We start from the raw sequence: 26167 nt of genomic DNA, 5'->3' as shown, positions 1-26167 counted from the left end.
CTACGTAAAGCTGGCCAGCGGCAAACGCGTTCAGGCGACCATGGCGAACGTGGAACGCCGTGGCGAGCGGCCAACCTGGGGCGACAGGGTATTCGTATCCTGGGAAGCCTCCAGCCCCATCCTGCTCTGGAACTGAGCAAATGAGACGGAAACTTTTACCCACCCCTCTGACCGAGCGGGTGCGTGCAGTGCTGTTTAATCGCCGGGTGGTGTTCGGTATCCCGATCCTGTGGCTGCTGCTGTTCTTCCTCCTGCCTTTTGCGCTGGTGCTGAAGATCAGTCTGACCTCGGCGGTCATGGCCATCCCCCCTTACGAGCCCGTATTCCGGTGGGTGGACAACACCCTGTCGGTGGTGGTGAACATTGGCAACTACCTGTTCCTGCTTTCAGACAGCCTGTATTTCGCCGCCTATTGGGGGTCGGTGAAAACAGCATTCCTGGCAACGGTGGTGTGCCTGCTCATTGGCTACCCCATGGCCTACGCCATGGCCCGGGCTCCAAAACACTGGCAACTGGTGTTGCTGTTGATGGTGATGTTGCCCTCATGGACCTCGTTCCTGATCCGCGTCTATGCGTGGATGGGCATCCTTGGCAATCAGGGGCTTCTGAACAGTTTTCTGATGTGGCTGGGTTTTATCGATCAGCCGCTCAAGATGCTGAACACCAACTTCGCGGTGGTGCTGGGCATTGTCTACGCCTATCTGCCATTCATGGTGCTGCCCATCTACACCAACCTGGTGAAGTTGGATGTGCGCCTGCTGGAGGCAGCGTCAGACCTGGGCTGCCGCAGCCTGACCACCTTCTGGGCCATTACCCTGCCCCTGTCGAAGGCCGGCATTCTGGCCGGTTCCATGCTGGTATTTATTCCCGCGGTGGGCGAGTTCGTGATCCCGGAACTGCTGGGCGGGCCTGATACGCTGATGATCGGCAAGGTGTTGTGGGAGGAGTTCTTCAACAATCGCGACTGGCCGGTGGCGTCTGCCCTCGCGATCGTAATGCTGTTGTTACTGCTGGTGCCGATCGTGCTGTTCCATCGTTTCCAGGCCCGGGAGATGGAAAAGCATGGTTAAATCGCGTTCGTTCAGTTTCTCGAAAGTGATGCTGGTTCTCGGCCTGCTGTTCCTGTATCTGCCGATGTTTGTGCTGATCGTGTATTCGTTCAACGCGTCCCGGCTGGTGTCGGTGTGGGCCGGTTTCTCGACGCACTGGTACGGCGAGCTGTTCCGGGATGAGCAGATTCTGTCGGCGGTGTGGATGAGCCTGCGGATTGCCTTCTACTCCGCCAGCATGGCGGTGTGCCTGGGCACGCTGTGTGCTTTCGTGATCACCCGATTCAAGAAGATGCGCGGACGCACACTGCTGTCCAGCATGATTACCGCGCCGCTGGTTATGCCGGAGGTAATCACGGGCCTGTCGCTGCTGCTGTTGTTCGTGCAGATGGCCCAGACCATCGGCTGGCCGGTGGATCGTGGCATGGCCACCATCTGGATCGCCCACACCACCTTCTGCAGTGCCTATGTGGCGGTAGTGGTGTCGGCCCGGTTGCAGGAAGTGGATCGCTCCATCGAGGAGGCGGCCATGGACCTGGGCTTTACGCCACTGAAGACCTTCTTCGTGATTACACTCCCAGTGATTGCTCCAGCGCTCGTATCTGGCTGGCTGCTGGCGTTCACTCTGTCGCTGGATGATCTGGTGATTGCCAGCTTCGTGTCCGGCCCGGGTGCAACCACGCTGCCGATGGTGGTGTTTTCCTCCGTACGGATGGGAGTTTCGCCGAAGATCAACGCGTTCGCCACGCTGATCATCGTGGCGGTATCGCTGATCGCGTTTATTGCCTGGTACCTGATGCGCCGGGCGGAACGTAAGCGGCTTCAGACACCAGACGCCTAGCGTCTGGGGGGCTGGCCCTTGCCTTCACAGGGAATCGGGAAAGGCAGAGACCAGGTAGTCAACCAGAGCACGGACTTTGGGTGTGACGAACTTGCGGGTGGGATAGACGGCGTATACGCCAAGCTCGGTGGAGCGATAGTCAGGCATCAGCTCCACCAGCCTTCCGGCTTCCAGGTCTTTGTGTACCAGAAAACCGGGCTGAAGCACGATGCCCTGCCCGACCACGGCAGCGGCACAACAGGTTTCACCATTATTGGCGTACATCCACGGCCTTACCCGCGCGCTGATTGAGCCATCGGGGCCTTCAAAAGGCCAGTCGTTACCTGTGGTGAAGTTGCTGTAGCCGATAATCCTGTGGCTGGCCAAGTCTTCCGGTTTGCTGGGGGCGCCATGGGTGGCAACGTAATCAGGCGAGGCGCAGGCTATCAACCGGGTGGAGGTAATCCTTCGGCTAACCAGTGTAGAGCTTTGCAGGGTGGCAATCCGGATAGCCAGATCAAAACCTTCCTCAACGATGTCCACCAGCCGGTCCGAGAGGTCGATCGACAACTCCACGTCCGGATAGCGGGCGTGGAATTCTCCCCACAAAGGCGCAAGGTGGCTGATCCCGAAGCTGACCGGCGCGTTCACCCTGAGCGTGCCCCGCGCGACATCATTGCGGGAGGTAATTTCCGCTTCTGCCTCCTCAACGCCAGCCAGCAACTCCCGGCATCGGACATAAAACACCTCGCCCTCCCCCGTCAGCGACAGGCGGCGGGTGGTCCGCTGCAGCAGCCGAACCCCGAGACGACTTTCCAGCTCGCTGACATAACGCGAGACAGCGGCCTTGGACATCCCCAGATTCTCTGACGCAGCCACAAAGCTCCCCGCCTCAACCACGGTGCAGAACGTCTGCATCTCCAGCAATCGATCCATTGTTTCTTTTTCCGAAACAGTTAATTCAATAAAGCCACATTTATCCCGTTTATTGATATTTGTAAAGTACTCCCATGTTCGAAACACACCCGAGGAGATTCATCATGAACAACGCATTCCTGAACAAACTGATCGCCACTGACGCTGGCTGGGGCGCTTTGGCCCTCCGGATCCCTGTCGGTATCATTTTCGCCGCCCATGGCGCACAGAAATTGTTTGGCTGGTTTGGCGGCTACGGCCTGGAAGGTACAGGACAATGGATGGATTCCATCGGGCTGAGCCCCGGCTACCTGATGGCGCTGTTGGCTGGTGGTGCGGAATTCTTTGGTGGCTTGGCTCTGATCATCGGCCTGCTGGTTCGCCCTGCCAGCGCGATACTGGCATTCGCCATGCTGATCGCTATTTTCAGCGTTCATATCGGCAACGGCCTGTTCATGAGCAACAATGGGTACGAGTTTGGCCTGGCTTTGCTCGCCGTATCCGTATCCCTGGTATTCAGCGGCGCAGGCCGCGCGTCCATTGATCGCGCGATTGCAGCCAGATAACACCACCGCAACCCGGAGGAGCAATCATGAGTCTGTTTGTTTCCCACGGCGCTCCCACCTTTGCGCTGGAGCCGGGCCTTGCTGGCCCGGCCCTGACAGAGCTGGGCAAACGCCTGACCCGGCCCGCAGCTGTGCTGGTGGTTTCACCACACTGGATGACGGAAGAAATCCGGGTAGGCGTCTCGGAAACACCCGAGACGATTCACGATTTTCGGGGTTTTCCACCCGAACTCTATAACCTCGACTATCCGGCACCAGGCCATCCGAAACTTGCGCGAACTGCTCTGGCGTTGTTGGAGGCAGGGGGCTGGAAGGCCAGTGCTGACGAGACCCGGGGGCTGGATCACGGGGCCTGGGTGCCAATGATGCACCTGTTCCCTGATCATTCGGTTCCGGTATTCCAGGTTTCGATGCCAACGGATCTTGGGCCTGCGTCTGCCTGGCGGTTGGGCCAGGCCCTGCAGCCGCTCGAGCATGATGGTGTGCTCATCATCGGATCAGGCAGCCTTACCCACAATCTGTATGAGGTTCGCTGGGGTGACCCGAACGCATCCGGGTATGCGAGGGAATTCACGGATTGGGTCCGTGCCAAAGTGCAGGACGGCGACCATCAGCAACTGATAGCAGCGTTGGAGGAGGCCCCCCATGCCAAGCGGGCGCACCCAACCACCGAGCATTTTCTACCTTTGCTGGTGGCCGCCGGTGCAGCCGGGGAGCAGCAACCCGGCGGGCTGATTGATGGCGGGATCGAACACGGTGTTCTGGCCATGGATGCTTTCGTTTTTCAGCACCCAGCCTGAACGGTCAGCGAACTACGCTGCCGGTTGGCGGCGGTCCCGAACAGACTGGATCCATTTGTAAAATACCGGGACCAGCAATGTGCCCAGAACGGTGGCGGCAACCATGCCACTGAGAACCGTAATACCGAGGCTTACCCGGCTTGCAGCCCCGGCGCCACTGGCAAAGCCCGCTGCCGCCTCCCCGGAGATGGTTACCGAGCGCTTCAAGTTGAAATGCTGGATGCTTGAGGGCCCGAGCACAGGCTGGAGCGAAGCCAGCGTGGTCAGTGGCACCATGTCGCCATCCCGGTTGCGGACAAAGTAATGGGACAGGTCCTCCGGACGCTGCCGGAACTCGCCTTCGGCCTGAAGAAGTACGCGGTAGTTCTTGCCGAAACGGGTGAAGTCATTCACGTAGAGCGAGCCGAGCTGGGTCTGCAGGGTTGAGAAGATATCGGAGAGCTCAATACCCAGGGCCTTGGCTTTATTCCTCTCAACCTCCAGCAGATATTGCGGAATGTTCGCGCGATAGGTGCTGTATACCCGGGATAGTTCTTCCCTCTGGTTGGCCTCATAGATAAGGCCATTCATAACCTGCGCCAGTTCGGAGACGTCCCTGCCCTGATTGTCCTGCAGACGGAAATCGAAGCCGGATGAGGTTCCCAACCCGGGGATCGGAGGCGGATTGAAGACCATCACCTGTGCCTCGGGGATTGTCCAGAGCCTGGAATACAGTCTGGGAATGACCGCCCCCAGACCCAGACTGGCATCTTCCCTTTCTTCCCAGTCTTTCAGCATTACAATGCCAAGGCCATTGTTTGAGGATGCGCCACCCAGCAGCGAGAAGCCGGATACCGTAATGAAGTCAGTTACTGCCGGGTCTTCCAGAACCATGTCCGTTACTTTGGTTAGCACGGCTTCCGTGCGCTCCAGGGAAGCAGCATCGGGCAACTGCACATCCACGAACAGGAAGCCCTGATCTTCCGGCGGGACGAACGCCGAAGGCACTGATTTGAACAGGCCGGCACCGGCAACCAGAATCACCACCAGGGCAACGCCAACGAGCGCCCCTTTGCGCAGGAGCTGCACCACCAGCTTCGAGTAGCCCGCGGTGGTCCGCGTAATCAGTACCTCGAAAGGCCGGAGCCAGCCAATGGCTTTGTCCCCGCTCCTGCCAAGCAGCGCAACGCACAAGGCCGGGCTCAGTGTCAGCGCATTGATTGAGGAAATGATCACGGCCACCGAAATGGTGACCGAGAACTGCTGGTAGAGCTTGCCGGTGATCCCGGGCATGAAGGCAACAGGCACGAACACGGCCAACAAAACCAGCGTGGTGGCAATCACCGGCCCTGTGACCTCCGCCATCGCCTTGGTGACCGCCTCGCGTATTGGCAGCTTCTCCTCAGCAAGAATGCGTTCCACGTTCTCGATAACCACAATGGCGTCATCCACCACGATGCCGATCGCCAGCACCAGCCCGAACAGCGTGATGGTGTTGATGGAATAGCCCAGCACTGACATAACCGCAAAGGTGCCGATCAGGGAAACCGGGATGGCAATACTCGGAATCAGCGTGGCACGCCAGTTTTGCAGGAACAGGAACACCACCAGGATCACCAGGCCGACGGCCTGGAACAGGGTAACGATGACTTCACTGATGGAGCGGCTGATGAATTCGGTGGTGTCGTACAGGACGGTGTAATTCACTCCCGCCGGAAAACTGCCTGAGGCCTCATCAACCAGTGCTTTTACCCGTTCCGCGACCTCCAGTGCATTGGCATCGGGCAGTTGGTAGATCACCAGGAATGCTGTGTCCTGATTGTTCAGTTTCGCGGTGGAGGTATAGGAACGGGAACCCAGCTCGATACGCCCGACGTCTCTCAGGCGCACAAAGCCGCCATCGGGCCTGGAGCGGAGAATGGTCTGGGCAAACTCTTCGGGGTCTGACAGGCGCTCCCGGGTCTGGATGCTGTAGACAAACTGCTGGCCCGCAGGCACGGGCGGCTGGCCGAGTTTGCCGGCCGCGACAATCTGGTTCTGCTCACGAAGCGCGGCCGCAACCTCGGCGACGGTCACATCCAGGGAGGCCATCCGGCGGGGATCCAGCCAGACTCGCATGCTGTAGTCTTTCGCGCCCATCACTTCCGCCGACCCTACCCCTGGCACCCGACCAAGTGCTTCAACAAGGTTATTGGAGGCGTAGTTGCTGAGGAAGACGCCGTCGAGATCCGGTCGCTCGGAGGTCAGGTTAATACCCATCAGCATGTTGCCAGCCTGCTTGCTGACTACCACGCCCTGTCGCCGGACTTCATCGGGCAAAAACGGTTCCGCCAGGGCAACGCGGTTCTGGACGTTTACCTGGGCGATGTCTGTATCGGTGCCGCTCTCAAACGTCAGGGTGATCTTGGCCGTGCCATCGCTGGACGCGGTGGATTCGATATAGATCATGCCCTCCACGCCGTTCAGCTGCTGCTCGACCGGCCGGATAACCGCCTCCTCCACCACCTGGGAACTGGCGCCGGGAAGCGAGGCGTTCACCTGGATCTGGGGCGGGGCCATGTCCGGATACATGTTGACCGGCAGAATGCGTAACGCCAGCAACCCGGCCAGGGTGATCAGGATGGAAATAACAAACGCAAACTTCGGTCGATGAATAAAAACCCGGCTGATCATTGGCCAGCCCCACCCATCTGGATGAGCGCTCCGGTTTGCTGATCAATCTGTTTTTCAACGGGACTGACCGTAACCCCGGGTCGCACTTTCTGCAGGCCCTCGACAATCACCCGGTCACCGGCTTCGAGACCTGAACTAACGACCAGCAGCGCGCCTTCCCGGGAGCCGGTCTGGATAAAATGCTGGGCAACCTGATTCTGGTCATCAACCACCAGAACAAACTTGCCTTCAATGGTTTCCTGAACCGCCACTTGAGGAACGAGCACCTGCGGTTCTCCGGACTGCCCCTCAACCCGGAGCGTTACGTAGAGGCCGGGCACGAGCACCGCGTCGGGATTGGGAAAGACCGCTCGCATCGCAACGGTGCCGGTGCTGGCGTCCGTCTGCACGTCGGCGAAGTCCAGCACACCAGCCTGCTCATAGCGTTCGCCGTCTGGCAGGGTAAGATAGAGCCCCAGGGATCTGGATAGCGCTTGAGCAGATTCTGCTCCCCGGCGGCGGAAGTTGATAAAGTCAGCCTCGTTGATCTGGAATTCGACGTAGGCAGGGTCGGTCACCTGGATAGAGGTTATTGCTCCAGAAGAGGGACCGACCACGGCTCCTACGTCATAGTTCAGGCGGCCGATCCAGCCATCAAAGGGTGCTCGTATTTCAGCGTACTCGAGGTTACTTCCTGCCTTCTGAACGGCCGCCTGGGCAGCCTGAAGGCGGCTTTCAGCTGCGCTGAATCGGTCTTTGAGTTTGTCCAGGTCCGCAGCCGACAGGAAGCCTTTCTCCGACACTTCTTCCCCTCGTTTCAGATTTCGGCTCGCAGAATCCACTTCGGCGCGGGCCGCAGCCAGTTCTGCATCCGCCTGTTGGAGATCAGCGCTTGCGCGAGTGTCCTCAAGCCGGATCAGGAGCTCGCCCTGGCTGACTTTCGCGCCCTCGGTAAAAAGAATTTCCCGGATTTCCGCTTCTATGCGCGGCGTGATATCCGCTTTGGCGGAAGCGGCCGTTCTGGCAACAAACTCCCGGGAAGGCCGGATTTCACTGGCCTCAAGTACCACCACGGAAACGGCAACGGGACTGGTTTGCTTTGGCTCCTGAGGCTCGGAACAGCCTGCCAACAACAAACCTGCACACACTGAAACTACGGCAATGCGGAAATTTTTATAGCCTTCCATCGTCTGTCTTCCCTGAAATGGCAGTCTCTTGGCGGGGTTCAATCAAGTCGAAAATAAGATTAGTCGAATCTTTGCTATATTTCCCTGAATCGTTCGTTTCAGAGATCCACTCAATGAAAATCCCCAAAACCGTAAAATTTACTTCCGTCATCATCGGGCTTTCCCTGGCGGGATGCTCAATCCAGAACACGCTGTCGCTGGGCGTTGACGATCCCTGCGCCTCACTGAAAGGCATCGTTGCTGATTACCCCTCTGGTTTTGAGGCTTACCGTGGCAGCTCCAATAGTTTCAGCTCGGTAACTGTCTACAATGCCAAAGAACAGATTATCCGCGGACACTGCGAAGTCTGGAGCTGGGCCAATAACGACAGCGCCTACGTCTGCTCCGGCAATACTCCCAACGACGAGGTGGCGACCACCAGGTACAACACGGCTGTAAACTGGATGGGGCAGTGCCTGGGTGATAGCTGGTCAAGCACTGAAGGGGAAAGAACGAGGGATGGGATGAATGCAGGAATGGTCACCCGGTTCAGCGCGGCTGAGGCTGGGAAACCGAATGTATCGGTTCACAAGGTGGCCTTCCGCGGCGATTCAGCGGTTTATGTGTATGTGGGTACACCCAGTCGTTTGGCGGAGTTCTAACCCGAGAAACCCTGCCAGTTGAACAACAAAAAGGGCCACCCCCAGAGGTGGCCCTTTTTGTTTTCCGTGACCCGTCCTGAATAAGGTTTACACCTTCCTACTTGAGATTACGGAGGGTGTTATGAATACGAAGAGGCGTAGGAGTCAACGAGATTATTCCCTGGCCTTTAAATTGGCGGTGGTAGGCCAAGTTGAAAAAGGCGAGATGACGTACAAGCAAGCCCAGGAACGATACGGTATCCAGGGGCGCTCGACGGTGCTAACGTGGTTACGTAAGCATGGTCAGCAGGACTGGAGCCCGATGGCTTTGCTTTTCGTTCGCAAGGGGGCTGCGATGACCAAACCGGATCTTCCACTGACACCCGAGCAGCGCATCAAAGAATTAGAACAGCAGCTAGATGATGCCAACCAGAAAGCTCAATTCTTTGAATCCGTTGTGGATGTACTGCAGAAAGACTATGGCTGTCGCGTTATAAAAAAGCGGTCCGGCAAGTCCTCGCGCAAAAGCAGATCCAAAGCCTGAGCGTTACTCGGGCTTGCCGATATCTAGGTTTCTCCCGTCAGGCGTATTACCAGCACTTCAAAGCTGATGCGGTTCGTCAGGCCCATAATCGCCGGGTGCTGGACTTTGTACGGGAAGAGTGCCTGCACCAACCTCGTCTGGGCACCCGCAAGCTGCATTCACTCCTTAAACCGAAGGCCCTGTGCATAGGCCGGGACCGACTATTTGATCTCCTGCGAGCCCACCGACAACTGGTTCCTCGCAAGCGGGCTTATCATAAGACTACGCACAGCCATCACCACTTTCGCTGCCATCCTAACTTGCTGAAAGCAGGGCCGGAGCAGGTCGTGCCAGACGCGCCCGAGCAGCTCTGGGTAGCAGACATTACCTATTTGCCGACACGTCAGGGCTCAGCCTATCTCAGCCTGATTACCGATGCCTTCTCACGCAAAATCGTGGGCCACCACGTGCATGACACGCTCCATACGGCGGCCGTAATACAAGCCATGCAAAAAGCGTTGAAGGGAAGGCAATACTCTGGAGGGCTGGTTCACCACTCGGATCGGGGCGTCCAGTACTGCTCAGCCCCTTATCAGCAACTTCATGCCAAATACGGCATTCGTTGTTCGATGACAGATGGCTACGACTGCTACCAGAATGCGCTGGCCGAGAGGGTGAATGGGATACTAAAAACAGAGTTCTTACTGGTGCTTCCCAAAGACTTGGCGGAAGCTCAAAAGATGGTCGATCAGTCCGTGCAGACCTATAACACAAGGCGGCCACATCTGGCCCTAAAATACAAAACGCCCGATGCGGTGCACCGGGCGTTTCGATAGAAATAGGTGTAAACCTATTTCAGGACTAGACACCGAGCTAAAGCAGGCGTCAGCCCAGGTTCTTTTTCACGAACTTCTGGATCTCTCCCACGATACCGCTACGGAATGCCAGTACCGTCAGGACGAAAATCCCGCCGAGGATTGGGTCCACCCAGTCACGCAGGGCACCCTGGGACAACTGGTACTCGATGTTCACCACGAAGGTGGCACCAACCACCGGGCCCAACAGTGTTCCCATACCACCAACAAGAGTCATCAGGATGACCTCGCCCGACATATGCCAGTGCGCATCGTTGAGGGAGGCAAGCTGGAACACCACAGACTTCATGGAACCGGCCAGACCGGCCAGGGCCGCCGAGATGACGAACGCGAGCACTTTGTAGCGATCCACGTTGTAGCCCAGGGAGACGGCACGGGGTTCGTTCTGCTTGATCGCCTTCAGCACCTGGCCGAACGGACTACCGACGATACGCTGTACCAACAGGTAGCAGGCGATGAACACCGCCAGGACGAAGTAATACATGTTCAGGTTGTCTTCAAGATTGATGAAGCCCAACAACTCGCCACGGGGAATGCCGTGCATACCGTCTTCACCACCCGTGAATTCAGACTGGACGAAGAAGAAGAACACAAGCTGGGCAAGCGCGAGGGTTACCATCGCGAAATAGATACCCTGGCGACGAATCGACAGCAACGCAAAGCCAGTACCGAGCACTGTGGCCGCCAGCGTACCGGCGATGATGCCCATCTCGGTGCTTAGCCCGCTGTAATTACTGAGCAGGTAACCGGTGGTGTAGCCCCCTGTGGCCAGGAAGGCTGCGTGGCCAAATGACAACAGGCCGGTGAAGCCGAACAGAAGGTTGAACGCCACCGCAAACAGCGCGAAGCACAGGATCTTCATGAGGAAGACCGGATAGATCATGAACGGTGCCGCTAGCAGGAGGAGCAGCAGGACACCGTTCAGCATCATCTTTTTGCGATCCTGAGCGGCCTGTTCCTGAACGATAGCCTTGTGAATGTCGGCGGAATTGACTGGCTGATTCATGGTTATGCCTCCTTACCGAACAAGCCACTGGGCCGGAACATAAGAACCAGAACCATGACCAGGAAGATGATCGCCGAGGATGCCGGCGGGTAGAAGGTTTTGGTGAGCCCTTCAATCACGCCCATCAGAATACCGGTGATGATGGCGCCGCCGATGGAGCCCATACCGCCGATAACCACCACGGCGAAGACCGTAATCAGTGTGGCCGACCCCATGACCGGTGTCACCGAGTAGATGGGCGCGGCCAGAACACCTGCAAAGGCTGCCAGCGCAACACCAAACCCGTAGGTGAGGCTAATCAGAAGCGGCACGTTAATGCCAAAACCCTGCATCAATTGAGAGTCTTCCGTGCCGGCCCGCAGGTAGGCGCCCAGCTTGGTTTTCTCAATCACGAACCAGGTTGCAAAGCAGACGACCAGTGCCGCTACGATGACCCAGGCCCGGTAGTACGGCATGAACATGAAGCCGAGGTTTACGCCACCCTTGAACATGTCCGGCATGGTATAGCGAAGCCCGGAAACCCCGAACCAGTTCACCAGAACACCCGAGATGATCAGCGCGACGCCGAACGTCAGCAGCAGACTGTAGATGTGATCTTGCCCCGCAATGCGACGCAGCAGAAAATATTCAATGGCGACACCGAAGGCACCAACCAGAAGTGGCGCCAGCAATAAGGCGACCCAGTAATTCACGCCCAGATAGTCGAACATCAGGACGGTGGTCATGGCGCCGAGCATATACATGGCGCCATGGGCAAAATTGATGATCTTCAGCAGACCGAAGATGACCGCGAGCCCAAGGCTCAGAAGGGCGTAAAAGGCGCCGTTGATTATTCCGATCAGGAGCTGGCCGGATAGCACAGCTAAAGGGACGCCGAAAATCATGGACATTGGGCTAACTCCAGAAGCAGCACAGGGATTGTTTTTTGGCTTTATTCTTTTCCGTTTTCATGGGTTCGCCCTGCCCTGTTGCAGGACGAACCCATAACGGTCGCTTTTAGTTATTGACCAGCTTGCACTTGCTCTCGGAGAGCGGACGGTAAGACTCTTCGGCCGGGATGGTCCGCAGAATCTTGTACAGATCCCACTCGTTCTTGGACTCGGCCGGGGTCTTCACTTCCGCCAGGTACATATCGTGCACCATGCGGCCGTCAACGCGGATCTTGCCGTTCTTGGCAAACATGTCGTTGATCGGAGTGTCCATCATCTGCTTGCGCACAGTCTGGGCATCGTCAGAACCGGTGGCCTCTACGGCTTTCAGGTACTGCATGGCGCTGGAGTAGATGCCAGCGTGAACCATGGTCGGACGCACGCCGGTTTCTTCCATGAAGCGATCAGACCACTCACGAGTTTCATCGTTCATGTCCCAGTACCAACCGGTGGTGAGCTGGATACCCTGGGCCGTCTGAGCGCCAAGCGCATGCACGTCAGTCAGGAACAGCAGCAGTGCCGCCAGAGTCTGGCCGGACTGGGTTACGCCGAACTCACTGGCGGTGGTGATGGCGTTGGTTGTGTCGGCGCCGGCGTTTGCCAGACCGATAACATCAGCACCGGATGCCTGAGCCTGCAGGATGAACGATGAGAAGTCCTGAGTGGGGAACGGATGACGCACTGAACCGATGATTTCACCACCGTTGGCTTCGACCACGCGAGTCACGTCGCCTTCCAAAGCATGACCGAAAGCGTAATCGGCAGTCAGCATGTACCAGGTTTTGCCACCTTCTTTAACGACCGCACTGGCGGTGCCGTTGGCCAGCGGATAGGTGTCGTAAACGTAGTGGATGTGGTTCGGGGTACAGTGCTCGTTGGTGATGCTGGAAGCCGCTGAACCGGAAATGATACCGAGGCGATCGTGCTCTTCCAGAATCTTGCTCACGGCAATGGAAACAGAGGAAGCGACCATACCGGCTACGAGGTCTACGTCCTCGTTCTCAACCCAGCGACGAACGGTGCTGGAGGAAGTATCCGGGCTGTTACGGTCATCGGCGCTGACCACTTCAATCTTGGCACCGTTTACCTGCCCGCCAAAATCAGCGATGGCCATTTCCAGAGCCTTCAGGCCATTTGGACCTGCCAGGTCACGGTAGGTGCCGGACATGTCCGCCAGATAACCGATCTTGACCGTGTCGTTGGAAATGGCCGCCTGGGCTCCGCTTGCCATCATGGCTGATGCAACGGCTGATGTCAGAAGCTTTTTCATCATTGTCATTGTTGTATCTCCGCTACTGTCTTGCGTTGGTTCGGGTTGTTGTTGCTTTTCTTGCTCTCGTCCTATCCGGGATCAGACCCCCAAATAGCTATCCAGCACCGACTGCTTGGCACTCAGTTCATTGGCGCTGACTTCTTCCACAATCTGACCGTGCTCAACAACGTAGTGACGGTCGGCTAACGGTGCTGCGAAGTGGAAATTCTGCTCAACCAGGACAATGGTCAATCCCTTGTTTTTCAGGGCAATCAGGACCTCCCCCAGCTTTTCTACAATAACCGGCGCCAGGCCCTCGGTGATCTCGTCCAGCAGCAGCATATTAGCGCCTGTGCGCAGAATACGCGCCATGGCCAGCATCTGCTGCTCACCACCGGACAGCTTGGTGCCCTGGCTGAAGCGTCGTTCATAGAGGTTGGGGAACATGTTGTAGATTTCTTCCAGGCTCATGCCGCCGCTACGCACAACTGGCGGTAGTGTCAGGTTTTCCTGGACACTGAGTGAGGAAAAAATGCCCCGATGTTCGGGGCAATACCCGACACCCAACCTGGCAATATGATGAGGTGCACAGGACATTGTCTCCTCACCATTGATCATAATGGAGCCGGTTCGACGACCAACCATATTCATGATGGCTTTGAGCGTTGTACTTCGGCCCGCGCCATTACGGCCCAACAAAGTCACCAGCTCTCCCCGGTTCACGACCATGTCGATGCCGTGGAGGATGTGAGATTCGCCGTAAAAGGCATGCAATCCGGACAGACGAAGCTGTTCGTACTCGCGATCGGATTTCGTGGTCATTGCGCTGCCTCCGCCTGATCACTGTCGGCGGTGGTGCCGCGCTCTCCGCTACCATCACTGCCCATATACACCTCGCGAACCCGTGGATCGCTGGAAACTGCTGCGTAATCGCCTTCGGTCAGAACGGCACCCTGGGCCAGCACGGTGATGCGATCACACAATTTGCTGACCACGCTGAGGTTGTGCTCAACCATCAGGACAGTTCGACCCTCCGCAGCCTTGCGTACCAGTTCCACAACGCGATCAACGTCTTCCGAACCCATGCCCTGGGTCGGCTCGTCGAGCAACAGCAGTTGCGGCTCCATGGCAAGCGTGGTCGCCAGTTCCAGCGCCCGTTTGCGCCCGTACGCCAACTCAACCGTGGTGGTGTTGGCGAATTCAGCCAGGCCCACGGCATCCAGAAGCTCCATGCAACGCTGGTTGAGCTTGTGCAGGGAATTACCGGATTTCCAGAAACTGAAGGAGGTGCCCTCGAAGGTCTGCAAGGCAACCCGGATGTTCTCCAGCGCGGTCATGTGAGGGAATACGGCCGAGATCTGAAACGAGCGAACAATGCCCTGGCGGGCGATGGCGGCGGACTTCATGGTGGTGATGTCCTGACCCTTGAACAGGATCTGGCCCCGGGTCGGGATCAGGAATTTGGTGAGCAGATTGAAGACCGTAGTCTTGCCGGCACCGTTAGGGCCGATCAGGGCGTGAATATGGCCTTTCTCAACCTTCAGGTTCACGTCGTCGACCGCAACAAAGCCCTTGAATTCTTTGACAAGGTTACGGGTCTCCAGAACGTACTGTTCACTCATGAGCCAATCTACCTTTGTTATTGTTGTGCGTTTTATCTGACTACCAGATTAGATTGACGTATACGTAAACGTCAACACTTAATTGCAGTTTTTAAGTACACTCTCGCTACGCAAAAAGTCGTATAGAAGGTCTACTACCTGGTCCTGCTTTTCCAGGTGTGGAGAGTGCCCGGCGTCTTCGAGAAAGACCCCACGGGCATTTTCCCCGATACCTGCAACAATATCCGTTACCTGCTCAGGTACTCCGTATTCATCGTTCTCCCCCTGAATGATGATAGCCGGACATTCGATTGCCGCCAGCCACCGACTGAAATCCATGGCTGATTGGAACCCTTCGTCCCGCCAGACTGTCTGCCAGGCGTTGAACAGGTCGTCAGTCCGGTTGCCGTGATAGCGGACCAAACGATCCCGTATATCCGTCTCCCGATAGCGAACGGCCATCTCCTCTATACCAGCGAGGGTGAGGTGATCCGCATAGATGTGTGCGGCCATGGTTACCAGAGCCTTCACACGGCCACCCATGGCGCCAGCGGCCACGAGGGCAATGGAACCACCGTCGCTGTGCCCAATCAGCACAACATCCCTGATCTCGAGCTTGTCCAGCAACCGGGGCAACCACCGATGACCGGCAACCTCAAGGTAATCATAAGGGCGCGGGAGTTCTTCGTCGGAAGAATGGCCGTAGCCCTGCCGATTATAAATCAGTGCATCGCAGCCAGTGGCTTTCGCCAGCTTTTCCGGGAACTTTCGCCACAGCGCGATGCTGCCAAGGGATTCATGGAGAAAAACCAACACCGGCCCTTTCGGTTCCGCGCGCTGGATCCGCCTCACTTCCAGCTCAACACCATCGCCTACCGGCACCATCATGTCACGAATCTGCATGGACTTACCGGTTTGGAGGAATTGAGTAGGTCATGGTGGAGTGGGCCACCGGCTCTTCCGCGCCTTCGGAGTAGACAAACACCTCACCCACACCCATGGTGCGGCCCACTTTGAGCATGGTGGCCCGGGCCCAGATGGGCTGATGGGCCACCGGCTTGCGGAGGAAGTTGATATTGAGGTTGGTGGTCACTGCCAGCGGCACCAGACCAATCTTGCTCAACAGCGCGGCATACAGGGTAACGTCTGCCAACCCCATCATGGCTGGCCCGGATACGGTTTCCCCGGGCCTGAGATGCGCCTCATCCACTTCCAGCTTCATTTCCGCCCAGCCATCCCCGAGCTTCTGCAGGGTGCCGTAGGCTTCCCCCTGCGGAAACTGTTCATCAAGGAAGGCCTGCAGCTCTTCAAACGTAATGATCATGCGCCGATTTCTTCCTTGGCCTGATTACGCAGAACGAACCGCTGGATTTTTCCACTGGGCGTCTTGGGCAGCTCATCCACAAACTCGATTTCCCGCGGGAAGGCGTGGGTAGAGAGCCTGCGACGCACCAACTCCTGCAGTTCGTCTTTCAGGGCCTGTTCGTCTCCAAGAGCGTAATCGCCCTTGATCACCACATAAGCCTTGATGATGGAACCGCGCTTTTCGTCCGGCTTGCCGACAACGCCGGACTCCGCCACAGCGGCGTGCTCGAGCAGTGTGCTCTCGACGTCTGCCGGTCCCACCCGGTAGCCGGCCGTGGTGATGATGTCATCATCCCTGCCACTGAAGGAGAAGTTGCCATTGCCGTGGTTGATGACCATGTCACCGGTGAGGTAGTAGCCGTTAACGAACGGGTCCTTTTCACCCCAGGTGTAACCGTCGAAGTGGAAAAGCGGGGACGCTTTTACGTCAACCGCCAGCTGACCAACTTCACCCTCGCCTACAACCTCGTTTTTCTCGTTCAGCGCGACCACCTTGTGGCCAGGAGAGGCATAGCCCATGGAGCCTTCACGGACCGGATGCGCCAGACCGTGGAAGTTGCAGCAGGTCATGCCAGTCTCGGTCTGGCCGTAATGATCTTTAACCGGGCAGTAGTGACGGTTGCGAATCCAGTTCACCACTTCCGGGTTCAGAGGCTCGCCGGCACTGCTGGCAACCCGAAGGCCCAGGTTCTCGCCTTCCGGCAGCACGTGATCGTTTGCCTTGAGCAAACGGTAAGCCGTAGGCGCCGCAGCCAGGTTGGTGATCTTGTACTTGCGGATCATGTCGTAGGTGGATTCCGGGGTAAAACCACCCGGGTTGAAGTGCGTGGCGTGGCCCATCAGCAGCGGCCCAACCACGGCATAGTAAAGACCGTAGGCCCAACCGGGATCGGCCACGTTCCAGAACCTGTCACCATCCTGCAGATCAATGGCGTATTTCATATAAACGTAGAACGCCAGCAGCGCTTTGGCCGGTACCGCAACCCCCTTGGACTTACCCACGGTGCCAGAAGTGAACATCTGCAGGAACGGATCGTCGCCCTTGATCATGACAGGCTCAAAATCGCTGGACTGGGCCGCCAGGGTCTCTTCGAAGTCAGGGATGTCCGCGCCAATCTCACTGGCGCTTACACCCACAACCGGCGGGCAGACTTTGACGTCGTTCAGCTTGGGATAGTTCTCCGGGTTGGTCACCACCAGCTTGGTGCTGGCTCGCTCGAACCGGTACTCAATCGCCCCGGAACCAAAGGCCGTGAACAGCGGCTGATACACGGCACCAGCACGCAGGGTTCCGGCGATAACGATCAGCAGCTCCGGAGTGCGCGGCAGGAGTGCAGCCACCCGGTCGCCCTTTCCGATGCCCTGGGATTTCAGATAATTGGCAAAACGCGCAGAGGCCTCTTTCAGCTCGGCGAAAGTCAGAGTGCCGTCACCGCCATCTTCGGTTTCGTAGTAAAGCGCAACCCGACTCGGGTCATCTGCCCATTTGTCGCAGATTTCGTGACAGACATTGAGCCCGCTATCCAGACGTCCATCCAGGATGTCCGCTTCCAGAGCAGCAGGATCGAAGTTGTTGTAAACGTCGGTATATTCCGGAAGGCTCATTCTCAACTCCTGTTGTTTTTATCATTGAAAGCACGGGTCAAGGTTTAGCACAGGCTTCACTTTACGTAAAGGTAAACTTTAGACCAAAAAGGAAGAAATCTGCGGGGCTTTATGAGCAGGAAAAGCGGGTGCGACAGGCCTGCCGCACCCTTGAGAGGATCAAACACAAAAATCAGGATTTCGGTTTGATCTTTCCGGGATGGCGGCTTGAAAGTATGTGGTGCAGGGAGCCGCACTCCACCATGGGATCATCGCAATTGACCACGATGTCGGAGCGGGCAATGACATAGCCCTTGCCGGTGATGCTGTTTTTGATCACCTGGTACTCACCCTCTTCCTCAACGGAAGTGAATTCACCGATAAAGCCCGTCTCTCTGAGAGAAACGGTTTCCAGCTTGTCGCCCGGCTTGATACTGCCTTCGTAGTTCATCAACGCCAGACGGGCGGACGTGCCGGTGCCCGTGGTGCTCCGACAGATCACACCGGGATGCACATAGGTTGCCGAGCGGGACCGGTAATAGCCCTCTGCCACATGTTCCACAGGGCCCATGAAGTGCAGAAACGGCAGTGGCCCTACGTCGCCAAGCGTATAATGGGAAAAGCCCCGCTCTGCCTGAATCGCCTCGACAATGGCGTGGGCGGTTTCAGCGAGTTTGCGTTCTTCGTCCAGGGTCAGATCGAAGCCCATGCTGGCTGCATCAACCAGGGCATAAAAGCCGCCGCTGTATGCAACGCTGTAGGTAATCTCGCCCAGCGAAGGCACGTCGATGGTGGCCTTGTAGGTGTGGATATAGCTGGGCAGACCTTCACAGGTGATGGCTTCTACCACTCCGTCGTGCACCGTCGCCTCAATCTGGACCAGTCCGGCGGGCGACTCCAGTAGAAAACTCTGCTGGCCTTCCTGTTTGGGCACAATGCCCGCTTCCAGCACCGCAGTAGCCGTGCAGATAGTGTTGGAGCCCGAGTAGATAGGGTAGCCCATGACTTCCATGATGATGTAACCGGCGGCAGCTCGCGGATCCGTGGGCGGCACCAACAGATCCACAGACATTTCCGGTATCCCGTAGGGCTCTTCCAGCAAAAGCCGGCGTAGACCGTCGGCGTCATCCCGCAGGTACTCCATCTGCGCTCGCACGGTATCGCCGGGCAACAGATCAATGCCACCGGTCACGATCCGGCTGACATCACCGCCGGCATGGGTATCCATCAACTGAATGGTCAGCTCCGGTTTCATCAAGCGCTCTCCAGTGACCAGGGTTGGCCGTGTTCTTCCCATTGTGAGTCGGGAACGATCACGATCTTGCCGAGATAATTACTACCCCGGTTCACAAAATATTCTTCTGCCCGGTGCAGATCAGAGAGCCGAAAAGCACCGTGCAGAACCGGTTTCAGTTGCCCTCCCCGGATCCAGGCCATTAGTTGTTCCGCCTCTTCGCGGGTGCCATGAGACACCCCGAAAATCTGTACCTGATAGAGGTAGATCCGGGTCCACAGGATTTCGCTGATGTTGCCGCCACTGGCCCCGGCAATACTCAGGCGCGGGTAGGTGCTGCGGGCGTTCATATCGAAGATCATGGTGTCGATGAACACATCGGTCATCTCTCCGCCCACCAGATCCATCACCGCATCAATGGGCTTGCCCCCGGTTTCCGCTTTCACCCGATCTACAAAGCTGTCCATATCGGAGCGATCCAGCACCGCCTCGGCGCCCAGTTCCAACAGCGCTGCCGCTTTGTCCTGTTTACTGAGAGCATAGGGAATAGCCCCCATAATTCGGCAAAGCTGGATCAGGGCCGTGCCAACGCCCCCGCTCGCGCCGGTCACCAGGACCCGCTCTCCGGCCTTGATGTTGGCCGAGGTAAGCATGTGCATGGCGGTCTGGTAGGAACACATGCCCATGGACGCCACTTCGGCATCCGCCAGTTCGGCATTGGGTATGTGATGGAACTGGTCAGCCGGCAGCGCTACGTATTCCGCGTAACCGCCGTCGGCACCGTGGCCGTAGTAATCGGGCGTGAGATTGATGTCTCGGCGGTCATTGGCGTAGATGTTGAAATCCAGAAGGCCCCGTTCTCCAATGCGGGACTCATCCACACCGTCACCAACAGCCACAACGCGCCCGGCGATGTCTGCCCCCTGGATCCGCGGAAAAACCAGCGTGGGCTTGCCGCCCATCTGGAAGGATGTCATTTCGCCTTTTTTGGTGGGATACAGCCCTTCCCGTGCCTTGCGGTCGGTGTTGTTCTTCGCCGTTGCCGTAACCTGAACAAGCACCTGACCGGCTCCGGGCGCAGGAACAGGCACGTCCTGGTACTCCAGTTTATCGACATCACCGTGACCGGTAAGAACCATGGCTTTCATGGTGTTCGGGATCATGGGCTGACGATCCTCCCTGTTTGCTGAATTTCGGGTATTCAAAGAGGATAGGTGAGTTTACCGGGCGTGTCAGTGCGTGTTGCGGGTATCCATTATCAGACTACCGGGCAATCACTTTATAGACAGGACGCAGCTTGGGAATCTGCTTGAGTACCACCTGGATGACCGTCATCAGAGGCACCGCCAGTAGCACGCCCACCGGCCCCCAGAGCCAGCCCCAGAAGAAGATCGAGACGAAGATGATCACCGGATTGATCGCCATCCGAAAGCCGTGAATCCAGGGTTCGATAAAGAACCCGACCAGCGTGGTCAAACCGAGGAAGCCCAGTGGCGCAATGGCCATCATCCAGAACTCATCAAGGCTAATGGCTGAGACAATCGTCAGCATGGAGATAGAGAGAATAACCCCGAGGTAGGGAATGAACCGGGCAAGCCCGGCGACCAGCCCCCACACAGCCGGATCCGGCAGCCCGACGGCCCAGCAGATCAGGCCCGTTGTGGTGCCGACGGCCAGATTACTCAGGCCGAGAACGCCCAGGTACTGGGCAATCTGATGCTGAGAATCGTGGGTAATCCGAAGCACGGTTTTCCGCTGATCAATGGGCAACTGACGGACAAAGTTCTTGATCAGACGATCACCGCTCACCAACAGGAAATAGGTCAATGCCAGTGCCAAAGCCAGGCCAGCGATGCCGTTCCGGGCTTTGGTCATCAGCTGGTTGCGCCAGGAATCCGTCTGCAGAACAACCGTCGTTGGCTGTTGCCTTTCTGACTCCGAGAGCTCCTCAACGGACTTTTCAACCTGTTCCGCAGACTCGGAGACTCTGGCGATCTGGCGACTGATTTCGCTCTCGCCCACCAGCAGCCTCGATATCCCCTGGGGCACTTCCTCAACCCACTTGAGGGCAGGCGTCGCGACGGCCAGTGTAATGCCGACGATGCCGGCGAGCACCAGGAGCACAAACACCAGGGAGCTGATCATCCGGGGAACCCGCCACTTAACGTATGCCTTCTTGACCAGGGGCGAGAGCAGCAGGCTCGTCATTACCGCAAGAATGATGGGCAGGACAATCTGATGAGCCACGTACAGGGTGTACAGGATTCCCAGGCCGAACAAACCGTATATCGGCGTGGCAAGATCCGATGAAATCAGCAGGCGCTTGTTCTCACCCGCCGGTTCCTTATTTGTGGATTGGTCTTCCATGATGAAGCCTGTATACCGTGAAAAAAACTGGCCCAGTAAATCCAGGCCAGTGTTAAAAACGGTCAGTCTACCTTCACCATGGCGCGAGCGCACCCGGGAGAGGGTTACGCGGGGTTCACTTGAAGCAAAAACCGAAGTTTCGAAAACGAAATGTAAGCTCGGCACTTCAATTTTTTTGACGGATTCCTGTCATTCCCTAGTTTATCGGCTCAGGATGATTGACGACGCATCGGAAGCCCTGATTGGGCGAATCAACACTGACAGCTCGCCGGGCATAGACTGTCGCCAAGCCACCACTGTGGTCTCCATACCCAGCGATATCACGAACACTCTTCTTTAAATTATCAGGACCTTCACCTGGCTCAGACGCCACTGGATTACTTGCGTCAAGGTGCCCGTAGCCTGATTGAAACCAGTCACGCGTCCACTCAGGCACGTTTCCAGTCATATCGTACAAACCCAAAGGGCTCGGCTGATAAGAGCCAACAGGACGCCTCTCCACAGCGAACGAAGAGTGAATGAGGACGTTCCCCGTTACAGGCTTCAAAGGATCAACTGAAGTCTTCTGTAGATAGTCATCCAGTAGCAATTCACCGGTATTCGTAGCGTACGCAATGCGTTGTCCCCGGTTCCTTGCTGCGTATTCCCATTGTGCCTCTGTCGGTATTGCAAACGGCAAATTAGTCTTCTCAGCAAGCCATGCACAATATTCTTCAGCCTCGGAGTAATTGGGGCTTCTTGCTGGCTTCAATGCATAGTTTGGGGAGGTAGGATCATCATTCGACTCAATTGGTAATCTCGCCGCATTCCTAAACCCATTTTCAACGGTATAGTTACCTGCTCGGCCAACGTCGCGGAGAAAAACCAAGAATTCACCCCAAGTGACCTCCTTGCTCTGCATCGAAAAATCCTGAATGGTGACCATTATCGGGGGCTTGTTATTTTCTAGTAGCGGTGAGAATGGCTCGCCGGAAGCTTGGCCGACATCTCCCAGTCGGAACTCTCCCCCTTCTATAAAGACGAGGCTATCCTCCGCATTTGCCAAAACCATAGCGAGCTCGTCCTCCGAGGGTTGCTGAGACGAGCTCGAACAGCCAACAACCAGCCCAAATACGGCAGCGCCTATCCATATTCTGAAATTCGCAATCATACGACGTCTGTTCCTCAAGCTATTCCACAAACCTTACAGGCAGAAAACGGATCAAGTTGAACGGGCCCCACCAAGTTTGCTCGTTGACCATGCAAAACTTTTCGATAAAGCCGGTAGTCATTTAAATTTTTCCCAATAAAGCTGAACACTCTCCGAACATTCTCATCGAATTGTTGAGGGAAAGGCTCCGCACTTTCATTTATTCTCACGATGGTTTCTTCAAAATCCCTCCATCCTTGCATCGACTGCAAAATCAGGGAGACGGCTTGGACTTTGGTGCGGGTACCATCAAACAGTTGCGGAGTCAGCCAAAAGTCATCCGTCAAAATAAACAACAATCTAGCTTTGGCTTCGGGTGGCGAGTGCCGCAAGATACTTTCTTCGCCTTTCTCATTGTCTGAGATTATGTTGGTGGCGAATTCTAGCGCCACGCGCTCGCGATCCAGACTCGAAGAGAGTGCGATGGAAAGGTCGTTAAAAAAGGAGATAACCGTTTGAGTTCCTTGTTCCGCGAGGTTCGCCGCTGCGAGGGAAAGGTTTACGCCTGTACCCAATGCATACACCGACAGTCGCCCATACCATCCAAATGCATCGGTTACGGGATCGAATAACTCAAGATGCCTGAAATCCACGTCTCCAAGAGCTTTGTAGACGTAATGCAACATCTGGACGATATTCGATGGGTCAACTTCAAGTAAAAAGCTGCCGGATGCTCCAACCCCAAAGACAATACCCGCGTGCACATTGAAATAAAACTTCCCAGTCGTATCGCTAAATTCCAAGCGGATCTGAAATTCGCCTCCAAGCCCTGCAGCTCCCTCAACTTTTTTACCGATCTCACAAAGCTTTTGCCACTGAGATTTCCTAGATAAAACATCCGTCCAGAGCAAGGCGCCTGCAAGTTCACAACCGGCTCGTATACCAGCAAACACACCGCCATCCACCGATGCGCCTTGCCCATCCTTTCTGGCTGCTACGCCCTTTAACTCTGGAATACCATTACTGCTATTCACCTCTACATTGGCCGCAATAAGTGCCGAAGCACCTGCGAAACCGCTTAGAGCTGCCCGAACCTTTGCCTGAAAATGCCCTAAGGAAACTTCCTTACGTTCGCCATCTGGTCCACCTAAGCGATAGGTAACACGGACTTGTGATCGGTTGTTCGCAGGATACGACTTCTCAACTTCCACTTTCCCTTGCGCAAGCGCATATTGCCCCTCTGCTTTCGCCTGGAAATGCACTTTCCCCTTGCGCGGATCAAATTCACCCGAAGCTGCCGCACCGGCAGCAAAGCGCATGAACTGTGCTTCTGCGGAGGCATCAAACCCGGTTTCATCGACCGCTTCCCGCCTGGCTTCCGCGTCTCCCCAGATGGACCAGGATGCCTCATCGTAAAACTTGTTCAACGTCGTCATCAGCGCGCCATTTTTATCCGGCTCCCAGAGGGTTGCGTTGAACTTGATGTTAAGTTCGCTTCGGATAGCATCTCGTAGCTTAGCCGGATCAACGCCGTTCTCGGTTAGCCAACCCTTACTGCGCTCCCTGTCTCGCGATGCCATCGAATACCGGCGAGGGTGGTTCGCGATCTTGTCAGAGCGAACAAATGTGACGTGCTTATTGCCGGCCAACCGCTTTATTTCAGTAATCGGTGGAATGGATTGCATGTCGTTGGTCAGGACTGAGCGCGCCTCAAGTTCGTCTATCAGCCGTTCTTTCTCCTCCTGTACTTCCGACAGCAAGCGCCCTTCGCCCTCACTCACGCCCAGTTCAGAGTCGGTTTCACCCTCATCAAGCCCGTCAAGCTTCCCGTAAAATTCAGTGATGGGGCCACAAACGAATTCCTCTTCTTCGACCCACTCCGCCAACTCCGCCTCAGTCAGGAGAATCAGTTCGTCAGACCCGGTTACATGAACAACTTCCACGATTTCTTCGGAACAGGGAGGCTCCTGAGCAATAGATCCCACTTCGCAGTTGGAGAAATCAGCCTCGTTGGCCGCTGGCAGCTTGAGCAGCTGTCCGGGGAAGATACGATCCGGGTTCTCAATTGCAGGATTCAGCCGCATCAGGCTGCTCAGGGTTGTTTGATGCCTTTGTGCAATCGCACTGAGGGTGTCGCCGGAGCGAACGGTGTATTCAGAATTCATCAGGCAACTCCGTATGCCAAATGGTTATCCACTGCTTTCAGACGTGCGCTAGCCGAGACCTCAGAGTCAGACAGAATGGTGCGGATTTCGGCAAGCTTGATCCGCTCCCCGTGAACCACAGCCAGCTCTGAGTAACGGCTAACCTCCTTTTCGGTTCGAAAACCCAGCGCGGTTGCCTCATTGATGAGTTGCTCCAACCGTGCTCGATCCGTGATGTTGAGAAAACGGCCCAACTTCTCGACGAATTCATGCCTGGCGCTCTGTGACAGCACTACCACATGATTTTCAGTGAGGAGAAACCAGCCTTCCTCAGCCGCTTTCCTGAAGTGTTGCGAGCCATCTGAATCGAACCGGGATAGCTCTCCGTTCGGCTGGAAGGCCAGCCACTCTCTGACTGGCCCACTAAAGCGAGCGCGTTCCTGCTCATTCAGTGCAGACATCAGCCGCGTGAGCTGCTTGGGTGCGTAATAGCGCAGGTAGGAGAATCCCCCATTCGGCATCTGCACACTGAGCAAACTGCGCAAATGGCCCGCCACAAGGGGGAGGCTTTGATCCGATAAAAGGATAATGGCTTTATCCTGCCACTCCGACTGGGCACGCCAAAGCCGAGTACGCTCGGAGGGTTTGACCAGGCAAGGGGTTACTTCCATAGCCGCTTCATGTGGTGTGCCCAAGAACAGATATTCCAGTTGGGGCTGATCATCATGCTCGTAGGTGAAGCGCGGTGCATCAAACAATGCACCGTCGAAAAGAATGTAGGCCTTCGCCCTGGTTGTTTCATCCAGCCCTATCATGCAGTCACACCCTCGCATGAACAGGATGAGAGGGCGCAGGTGCCATCCGGCTTGCGCCCGCATTGCTTGACCAGTGCAACATCGTTCCTGGCCGCCGCATTCAGGGCCTGCACCGAACTTGGTGTAGGCCCTGCTACAGTCCGGGTGTCGGTTTCAGCAAGCTGTGCCGGTTCATTCGTATCGGAAATTTCACTCAGGCTGGCCGGAAGCGCCGGGTCTTGGGCCGACACCCCACTCCCACTCCCAGGCCCACCGCCAGAGTTCATGCGCACCGAAGGCCCGGAGACCGTAACGCCACTGGGATCCAGCTTCAGAAAGCTGCCACCCGCCTTGAGCGTGAGTTCGGCGCCCGCCTCGATTACGACTTTCATACCCGCTTTGTGGTGGATCTCGGTGCCAGCTTCAACGAGCTGGTTTTTGCCCTGTTTGCTGTGAAGACTGCCACCGATGGACAGGCTGTAATCACTCCCGACCGACTCACGCTGTTCGCCATCGACAGTGCGGTGCTCATTGCCTTTGACGTGACTGAAATCGTTGTTCTCGACCGTGCGGTGACTGTCGTTTCGAATCACCTCCGTGCGGTTGTTCTCGGTGAGCAGGTCCAGGTCTTTCTGGGCGTGGACGTAGATCTGTTCCTGATCCGCCTCATCCTCAAACCGCAGTTCGTTGCTGCCCTCGCCCTTGTGGGTCTTGGTTTTCAGGGTGGTGCGGGTTTTGTGTTCCGGCAGCGAATACGGCGGTGTGTTGGTGGCGTG

At 56.6% G+C, this 26167-nt stretch carries 25 protein-coding genes; 7 read left to right on the top strand and 18 right to left on the bottom strand.

The genetic code is table 11. From position 1 onward, the window contains the following. Positions 1–40: 40 nt before the first annotated feature. From B2W52_RS14605 to B2W52_RS14595, 3 genes are read left to right on the top strand one after another with little or no spacing between them, the layout of a single operon-like run. On the top strand, positions 41–136 hold the full coding sequence (locus B2W52_RS14605; RefSeq protein ID WP_286803662.1) for a hypothetical protein: 96 nt from the start codon (positions 41–43) through the stop codon (positions 134–136). A 4-nt stretch (positions 137–140) separates the two neighbouring features. Next, the gene (locus B2W52_RS14600; protein ID WP_286803660.1) at positions 141–1070 is read left to right on the top strand and encodes an ABC transporter permease subunit; all 930 of its coding nucleotides are present in this window, start codon (positions 141–143) and stop codon (positions 1068–1070) included. Beyond that, on the top strand, positions 1063–1890 hold the full coding sequence (locus B2W52_RS14595) for an ABC transporter permease subunit (RefSeq protein WP_273071371.1): 828 nt from the start codon (positions 1063–1065) through the stop codon (positions 1888–1890). The genes B2W52_RS14600 and B2W52_RS14595 overlap by 8 nt, the downstream gene beginning before the upstream one ends. A gap of 24 nt (positions 1891–1914) precedes the next feature. On the opposite strand, the gene B2W52_RS14590 is transcribed toward B2W52_RS14595, so the two are convergent. Then, positions 1915–2805 (bottom strand): LysR family transcriptional regulator, encoded by an 891-nt coding sequence (locus tag B2W52_RS14590; RefSeq protein WP_273071372.1) that lies wholly within the window; start codon positions 2803–2805, stop codon positions 1915–1917. A gap of 104 nt (positions 2806–2909) precedes the next feature. Here B2W52_RS14590 and B2W52_RS14585 point away from each other — a divergent pair, with 104 nt between their 5' ends. Both B2W52_RS14585 and B2W52_RS14580 read left to right on the top strand, forming a co-directional pair. Then, positions 2910–3350, top strand: a complete 441-nt coding sequence (locus B2W52_RS14585) for a DoxX family protein (protein WP_273071374.1) — start codon at positions 2910–2912, stop codon at positions 3348–3350. Between the two features lie 26 nt (positions 3351–3376). Then, positions 3377–4150, top strand: coding sequence for a DODA-type extradiol aromatic ring-opening family dioxygenase (locus B2W52_RS14580; protein WP_104270236.1), 774 nt, complete (start codon positions 3377–3379; stop codon positions 4148–4150). 12 nt (positions 4151–4162) lie between these two features. On the opposite strand, the gene B2W52_RS14575 is transcribed toward B2W52_RS14580, so the two are convergent. Both B2W52_RS14575 and B2W52_RS14570 read right to left on the bottom strand, forming a co-directional pair. After that, positions 4163–6802, bottom strand: a complete 2640-nt coding sequence (locus B2W52_RS14575; RefSeq protein ID WP_286803659.1) for an efflux RND transporter permease subunit — start codon at positions 6800–6802, stop codon at positions 4163–4165. After that, entirely contained in the window at positions 6799–7968 is a 1170-nt protein-coding gene (locus B2W52_RS14570; RefSeq protein WP_273071381.1) for an efflux RND transporter periplasmic adaptor subunit, read from the bottom strand. Before B2W52_RS14570 ends, B2W52_RS14575 begins: the two co-directional genes overlap by 4 nt. A gap of 113 nt (positions 7969–8081) precedes the next feature. Between B2W52_RS14570 and B2W52_RS14565 the strand changes: the two genes are divergently transcribed. Then, positions 8082–8609, top strand: coding sequence for a hypothetical protein (locus tag B2W52_RS14565; RefSeq protein WP_008175906.1), 528 nt, complete (start codon positions 8082–8084; stop codon positions 8607–8609). A gap of 121 nt (positions 8610–8730) precedes the next feature. Continuing rightward, positions 8731–9947, top strand: a protein-coding gene (locus B2W52_RS14560) for an IS3 family transposase (RefSeq protein WP_286803658.1) whose coding sequence is annotated in 2 segments (ribosomal slippage) — positions 8731–9094 and positions 9094–9947 — 1218 coding nt in all. Because the reading frame shifts where the segments join, the coding sequence is not laid out codon by codon here. A 49-nt stretch (positions 9948–9996) separates the two neighbouring features. Here the strand turns inward: B2W52_RS14560 and B2W52_RS14555 are convergent. The 15 genes from B2W52_RS14555 to B2W52_RS14485 form a co-directional block, all read right to left on the bottom strand. Then, positions 9997–10992 (bottom strand): branched-chain amino acid ABC transporter permease, encoded by a 996-nt coding sequence (locus tag B2W52_RS14555; protein ID WP_008175909.1) that lies wholly within the window; start codon positions 10990–10992, stop codon positions 9997–9999. 2 nt (positions 10993–10994) lie between these two features. Continuing rightward, a complete protein-coding gene (locus B2W52_RS14550; protein ID WP_041645051.1) occupies positions 10995–11882 on the bottom strand; it encodes a branched-chain amino acid ABC transporter permease in 888 nt (295 codons plus the stop codon). A gap of 106 nt (positions 11883–11988) precedes the next feature. Beyond that, entirely contained in the window at positions 11989–13200 is a 1212-nt protein-coding gene (locus tag B2W52_RS14545) for an ABC transporter substrate-binding protein (RefSeq protein WP_286803657.1), read from the bottom strand. 72 nt (positions 13201–13272) lie between these two features. Further along, positions 13273–13995, bottom strand: coding sequence for an ABC transporter ATP-binding protein (locus tag B2W52_RS14540; RefSeq protein WP_064227239.1), 723 nt, complete (start codon positions 13993–13995; stop codon positions 13273–13275). Next, positions 13992–14795, bottom strand: a complete 804-nt coding sequence (locus tag B2W52_RS14535) for an ABC transporter ATP-binding protein (RefSeq protein ID WP_273071262.1) — start codon at positions 14793–14795, stop codon at positions 13992–13994. The genes B2W52_RS14540 and B2W52_RS14535 overlap by 4 nt, the downstream gene beginning before the upstream one ends. A gap of 78 nt (positions 14796–14873) precedes the next feature. Then, the gene (locus B2W52_RS14530; RefSeq protein WP_273071261.1) at positions 14874–15677 is read right to left on the bottom strand and encodes an alpha/beta fold hydrolase; all 804 of its coding nucleotides are present in this window, start codon (positions 15675–15677) and stop codon (positions 14874–14876) included. Positions 15678–15681: 4 nt separating this feature from the next. Continuing rightward, on the bottom strand, positions 15682–16098 hold the full coding sequence (locus tag B2W52_RS14525; RefSeq protein WP_273071259.1) for a PaaI family thioesterase: 417 nt from the start codon (positions 16096–16098) through the stop codon (positions 15682–15684). Beyond that, a complete protein-coding gene (locus B2W52_RS14520) occupies positions 16095–17744 on the bottom strand; it encodes an AMP-binding protein (RefSeq protein ID WP_062785387.1) in 1650 nt (549 codons plus the stop codon). The genes B2W52_RS14525 and B2W52_RS14520 overlap by 4 nt, the downstream gene beginning before the upstream one ends. Positions 17745–17916: 172 nt before the next feature. Then, positions 17917–18978 (bottom strand): proline racemase family protein, encoded by a 1062-nt coding sequence (locus B2W52_RS14515; RefSeq protein WP_273017612.1) that lies wholly within the window; start codon positions 18976–18978, stop codon positions 17917–17919. Next, complete coding sequence (locus tag B2W52_RS14510; RefSeq protein WP_108019406.1) at positions 18978–20120, bottom strand: zinc-binding dehydrogenase; 1143 nt, start codon at positions 20118–20120, stop codon at positions 18978–18980. The genes B2W52_RS14515 and B2W52_RS14510 overlap by 1 nt, the downstream gene beginning before the upstream one ends. A 100-nt stretch (positions 20121–20220) precedes the next feature. Then, complete coding sequence (locus tag B2W52_RS14505) at positions 20221–21324, bottom strand: AI-2E family transporter (RefSeq protein WP_008175930.1); 1104 nt, start codon at positions 21322–21324, stop codon at positions 20221–20223. A 196-nt stretch (positions 21325–21520) separates the two neighbouring features. Next, entirely contained in the window at positions 21521–22474 is a 954-nt protein-coding gene (locus B2W52_RS14500) for a formylglycine-generating enzyme family protein (RefSeq protein ID WP_273017613.1), read from the bottom strand. A gap of 14 nt (positions 22475–22488) precedes the next feature. Next, positions 22489–24618 carry a LysM peptidoglycan-binding domain-containing protein gene (locus B2W52_RS14495; protein ID WP_273017614.1) on the bottom strand — a complete coding sequence of 710 codons (2130 nt, stop codon included), beginning with the start codon at positions 24616–24618 and terminating at the stop codon, positions 22489–22491. Further along, complete coding sequence (locus B2W52_RS14490) at positions 24618–25412, bottom strand: DUF4123 domain-containing protein (RefSeq protein WP_092030164.1); 795 nt, start codon at positions 25410–25412, stop codon at positions 24618–24620. The genes B2W52_RS14495 and B2W52_RS14490 overlap by 1 nt, the downstream gene beginning before the upstream one ends. Next, a partial coding sequence (locus tag B2W52_RS14485) for a bacteriophage T4 gp5 trimerisation domain-containing protein (RefSeq protein WP_414673507.1) occupies positions 25409–26167 on the bottom strand: 759 nt, incomplete at its 5' end. The genes B2W52_RS14485 and B2W52_RS14490, both read right to left, overlap by 4 nt.

Origin of the sequence: Marinobacter sp. UBA2498, from assembly GCF_002341575.1 — a bacterium.
Classification (GTDB): domain Bacteria; phylum Pseudomonadota; class Gammaproteobacteria; order Pseudomonadales; family Oleiphilaceae; genus Marinobacter; species Marinobacter manganoxydans.
The sequence above is the reverse complement of the archived record's forward strand: the minus strand, read 5'-3'. Positions and strand labels throughout refer to the sequence as shown.

Excerpts from the sequence above, each read along its gene's own strand:
- B2W52_RS14600 (WP_286803660.1), top strand. The coding sequence starts at position 141 with ATGAGACGGAAACTTTTACCCACCCCTCTGACCGAGCGGGTGCGTGCA.
- B2W52_RS14520 (WP_062785387.1), bottom strand. The coding sequence starts at position 17,744 with ATGAGCCTTCCGGAATATACCGACGTTTACAACAACTTCGATCCTGCT.
- B2W52_RS14555 (WP_008175909.1), bottom strand. The coding sequence starts at position 10,992 with ATGAATCAGCCAGTCAATTCCGCCGACATTCACAAGGCTATCGTTCAG.
- B2W52_RS14595 (WP_273071371.1), top strand. The coding sequence starts at position 1,063 with ATGGTTAAATCGCGTTCGTTCAGTTTCTCGAAAGTGATGCTGGTTCTC.
- B2W52_RS14545 (WP_286803657.1), bottom strand. The coding sequence starts at position 13,200 with ATGACAATGATGAAAAAGCTTCTGACATCAGCCGTTGCATCAGCCATG.
- B2W52_RS14550 (WP_041645051.1), bottom strand. The coding sequence starts at position 11,882 with ATGTCCATGATTTTCGGCGTCCCTTTAGCTGTGCTATCCGGCCAGCTC.
- B2W52_RS14535 (WP_273071262.1), bottom strand. The coding sequence starts at position 14,795 with ATGAGTGAACAGTACGTTCTGGAGACCCGTAACCTTGTCAAAGAATTC.
- B2W52_RS14515 (WP_273017612.1), bottom strand. The coding sequence starts at position 18,978 with ATGAAACCGGAGCTGACCATTCAGTTGATGGATACCCATGCCGGCGGT.
- B2W52_RS14510 (WP_108019406.1), bottom strand. The coding sequence starts at position 20,120 with ATGATCCCGAACACCATGAAAGCCATGGTTCTTACCGGTCACGGTGAT.
- B2W52_RS14505 (WP_008175930.1), bottom strand. The coding sequence starts at position 21,324 with ATGGAAGACCAATCCACAAATAAGGAACCGGCGGGTGAGAACAAGCGC.
- B2W52_RS14565 (WP_008175906.1), top strand. The coding sequence starts at position 8,082 with ATGAAAATCCCCAAAACCGTAAAATTTACTTCCGTCATCATCGGGCTT.
- B2W52_RS14605 (WP_286803662.1), top strand. The coding sequence starts at position 41 with ATGGCGAACGTGGAACGCCGTGGCGAGCGGCCAACCTGGGGCGACAGG.
- B2W52_RS14495 (WP_273017614.1), bottom strand. The coding sequence starts at position 24,618 with ATGAATTCTGAATACACCGTTCGCTCCGGCGACACCCTCAGTGCGATT.
- B2W52_RS14540 (WP_064227239.1), bottom strand. The coding sequence starts at position 13,995 with ATGACCACGAAATCCGATCGCGAGTACGAACAGCTTCGTCTGTCCGGA.
- B2W52_RS14500 (WP_273017613.1), bottom strand. The coding sequence starts at position 22,474 with ATGATTGCGAATTTCAGAATATGGATAGGCGCTGCCGTATTTGGGCTG.
- B2W52_RS14585 (WP_273071374.1), top strand. The coding sequence starts at position 2,910 with ATGAACAACGCATTCCTGAACAAACTGATCGCCACTGACGCTGGCTGG.
- B2W52_RS14580 (WP_104270236.1), top strand. The coding sequence starts at position 3,377 with ATGAGTCTGTTTGTTTCCCACGGCGCTCCCACCTTTGCGCTGGAGCCG.
- B2W52_RS14590 (WP_273071372.1), bottom strand. The coding sequence starts at position 2,805 with ATGGATCGATTGCTGGAGATGCAGACGTTCTGCACCGTGGTTGAGGCG.
- B2W52_RS14570 (WP_273071381.1), bottom strand. The coding sequence starts at position 7,968 with ATGGAAGGCTATAAAAATTTCCGCATTGCCGTAGTTTCAGTGTGTGCA.
- B2W52_RS14490 (WP_092030164.1), bottom strand. The coding sequence starts at position 25,412 with ATGATAGGGCTGGATGAAACAACCAGGGCGAAGGCCTACATTCTTTTC.
- B2W52_RS14525 (WP_273071259.1), bottom strand. The coding sequence starts at position 16,098 with ATGATCATTACGTTTGAAGAGCTGCAGGCCTTCCTTGATGAACAGTTT.
- B2W52_RS14530 (WP_273071261.1), bottom strand. The coding sequence starts at position 15,677 with ATGCAGATTCGTGACATGATGGTGCCGGTAGGCGATGGTGTTGAGCTG.
- B2W52_RS14575 (WP_286803659.1), bottom strand. The coding sequence starts at position 6,802 with ATGATCAGCCGGGTTTTTATTCATCGACCGAAGTTTGCGTTTGTTATT.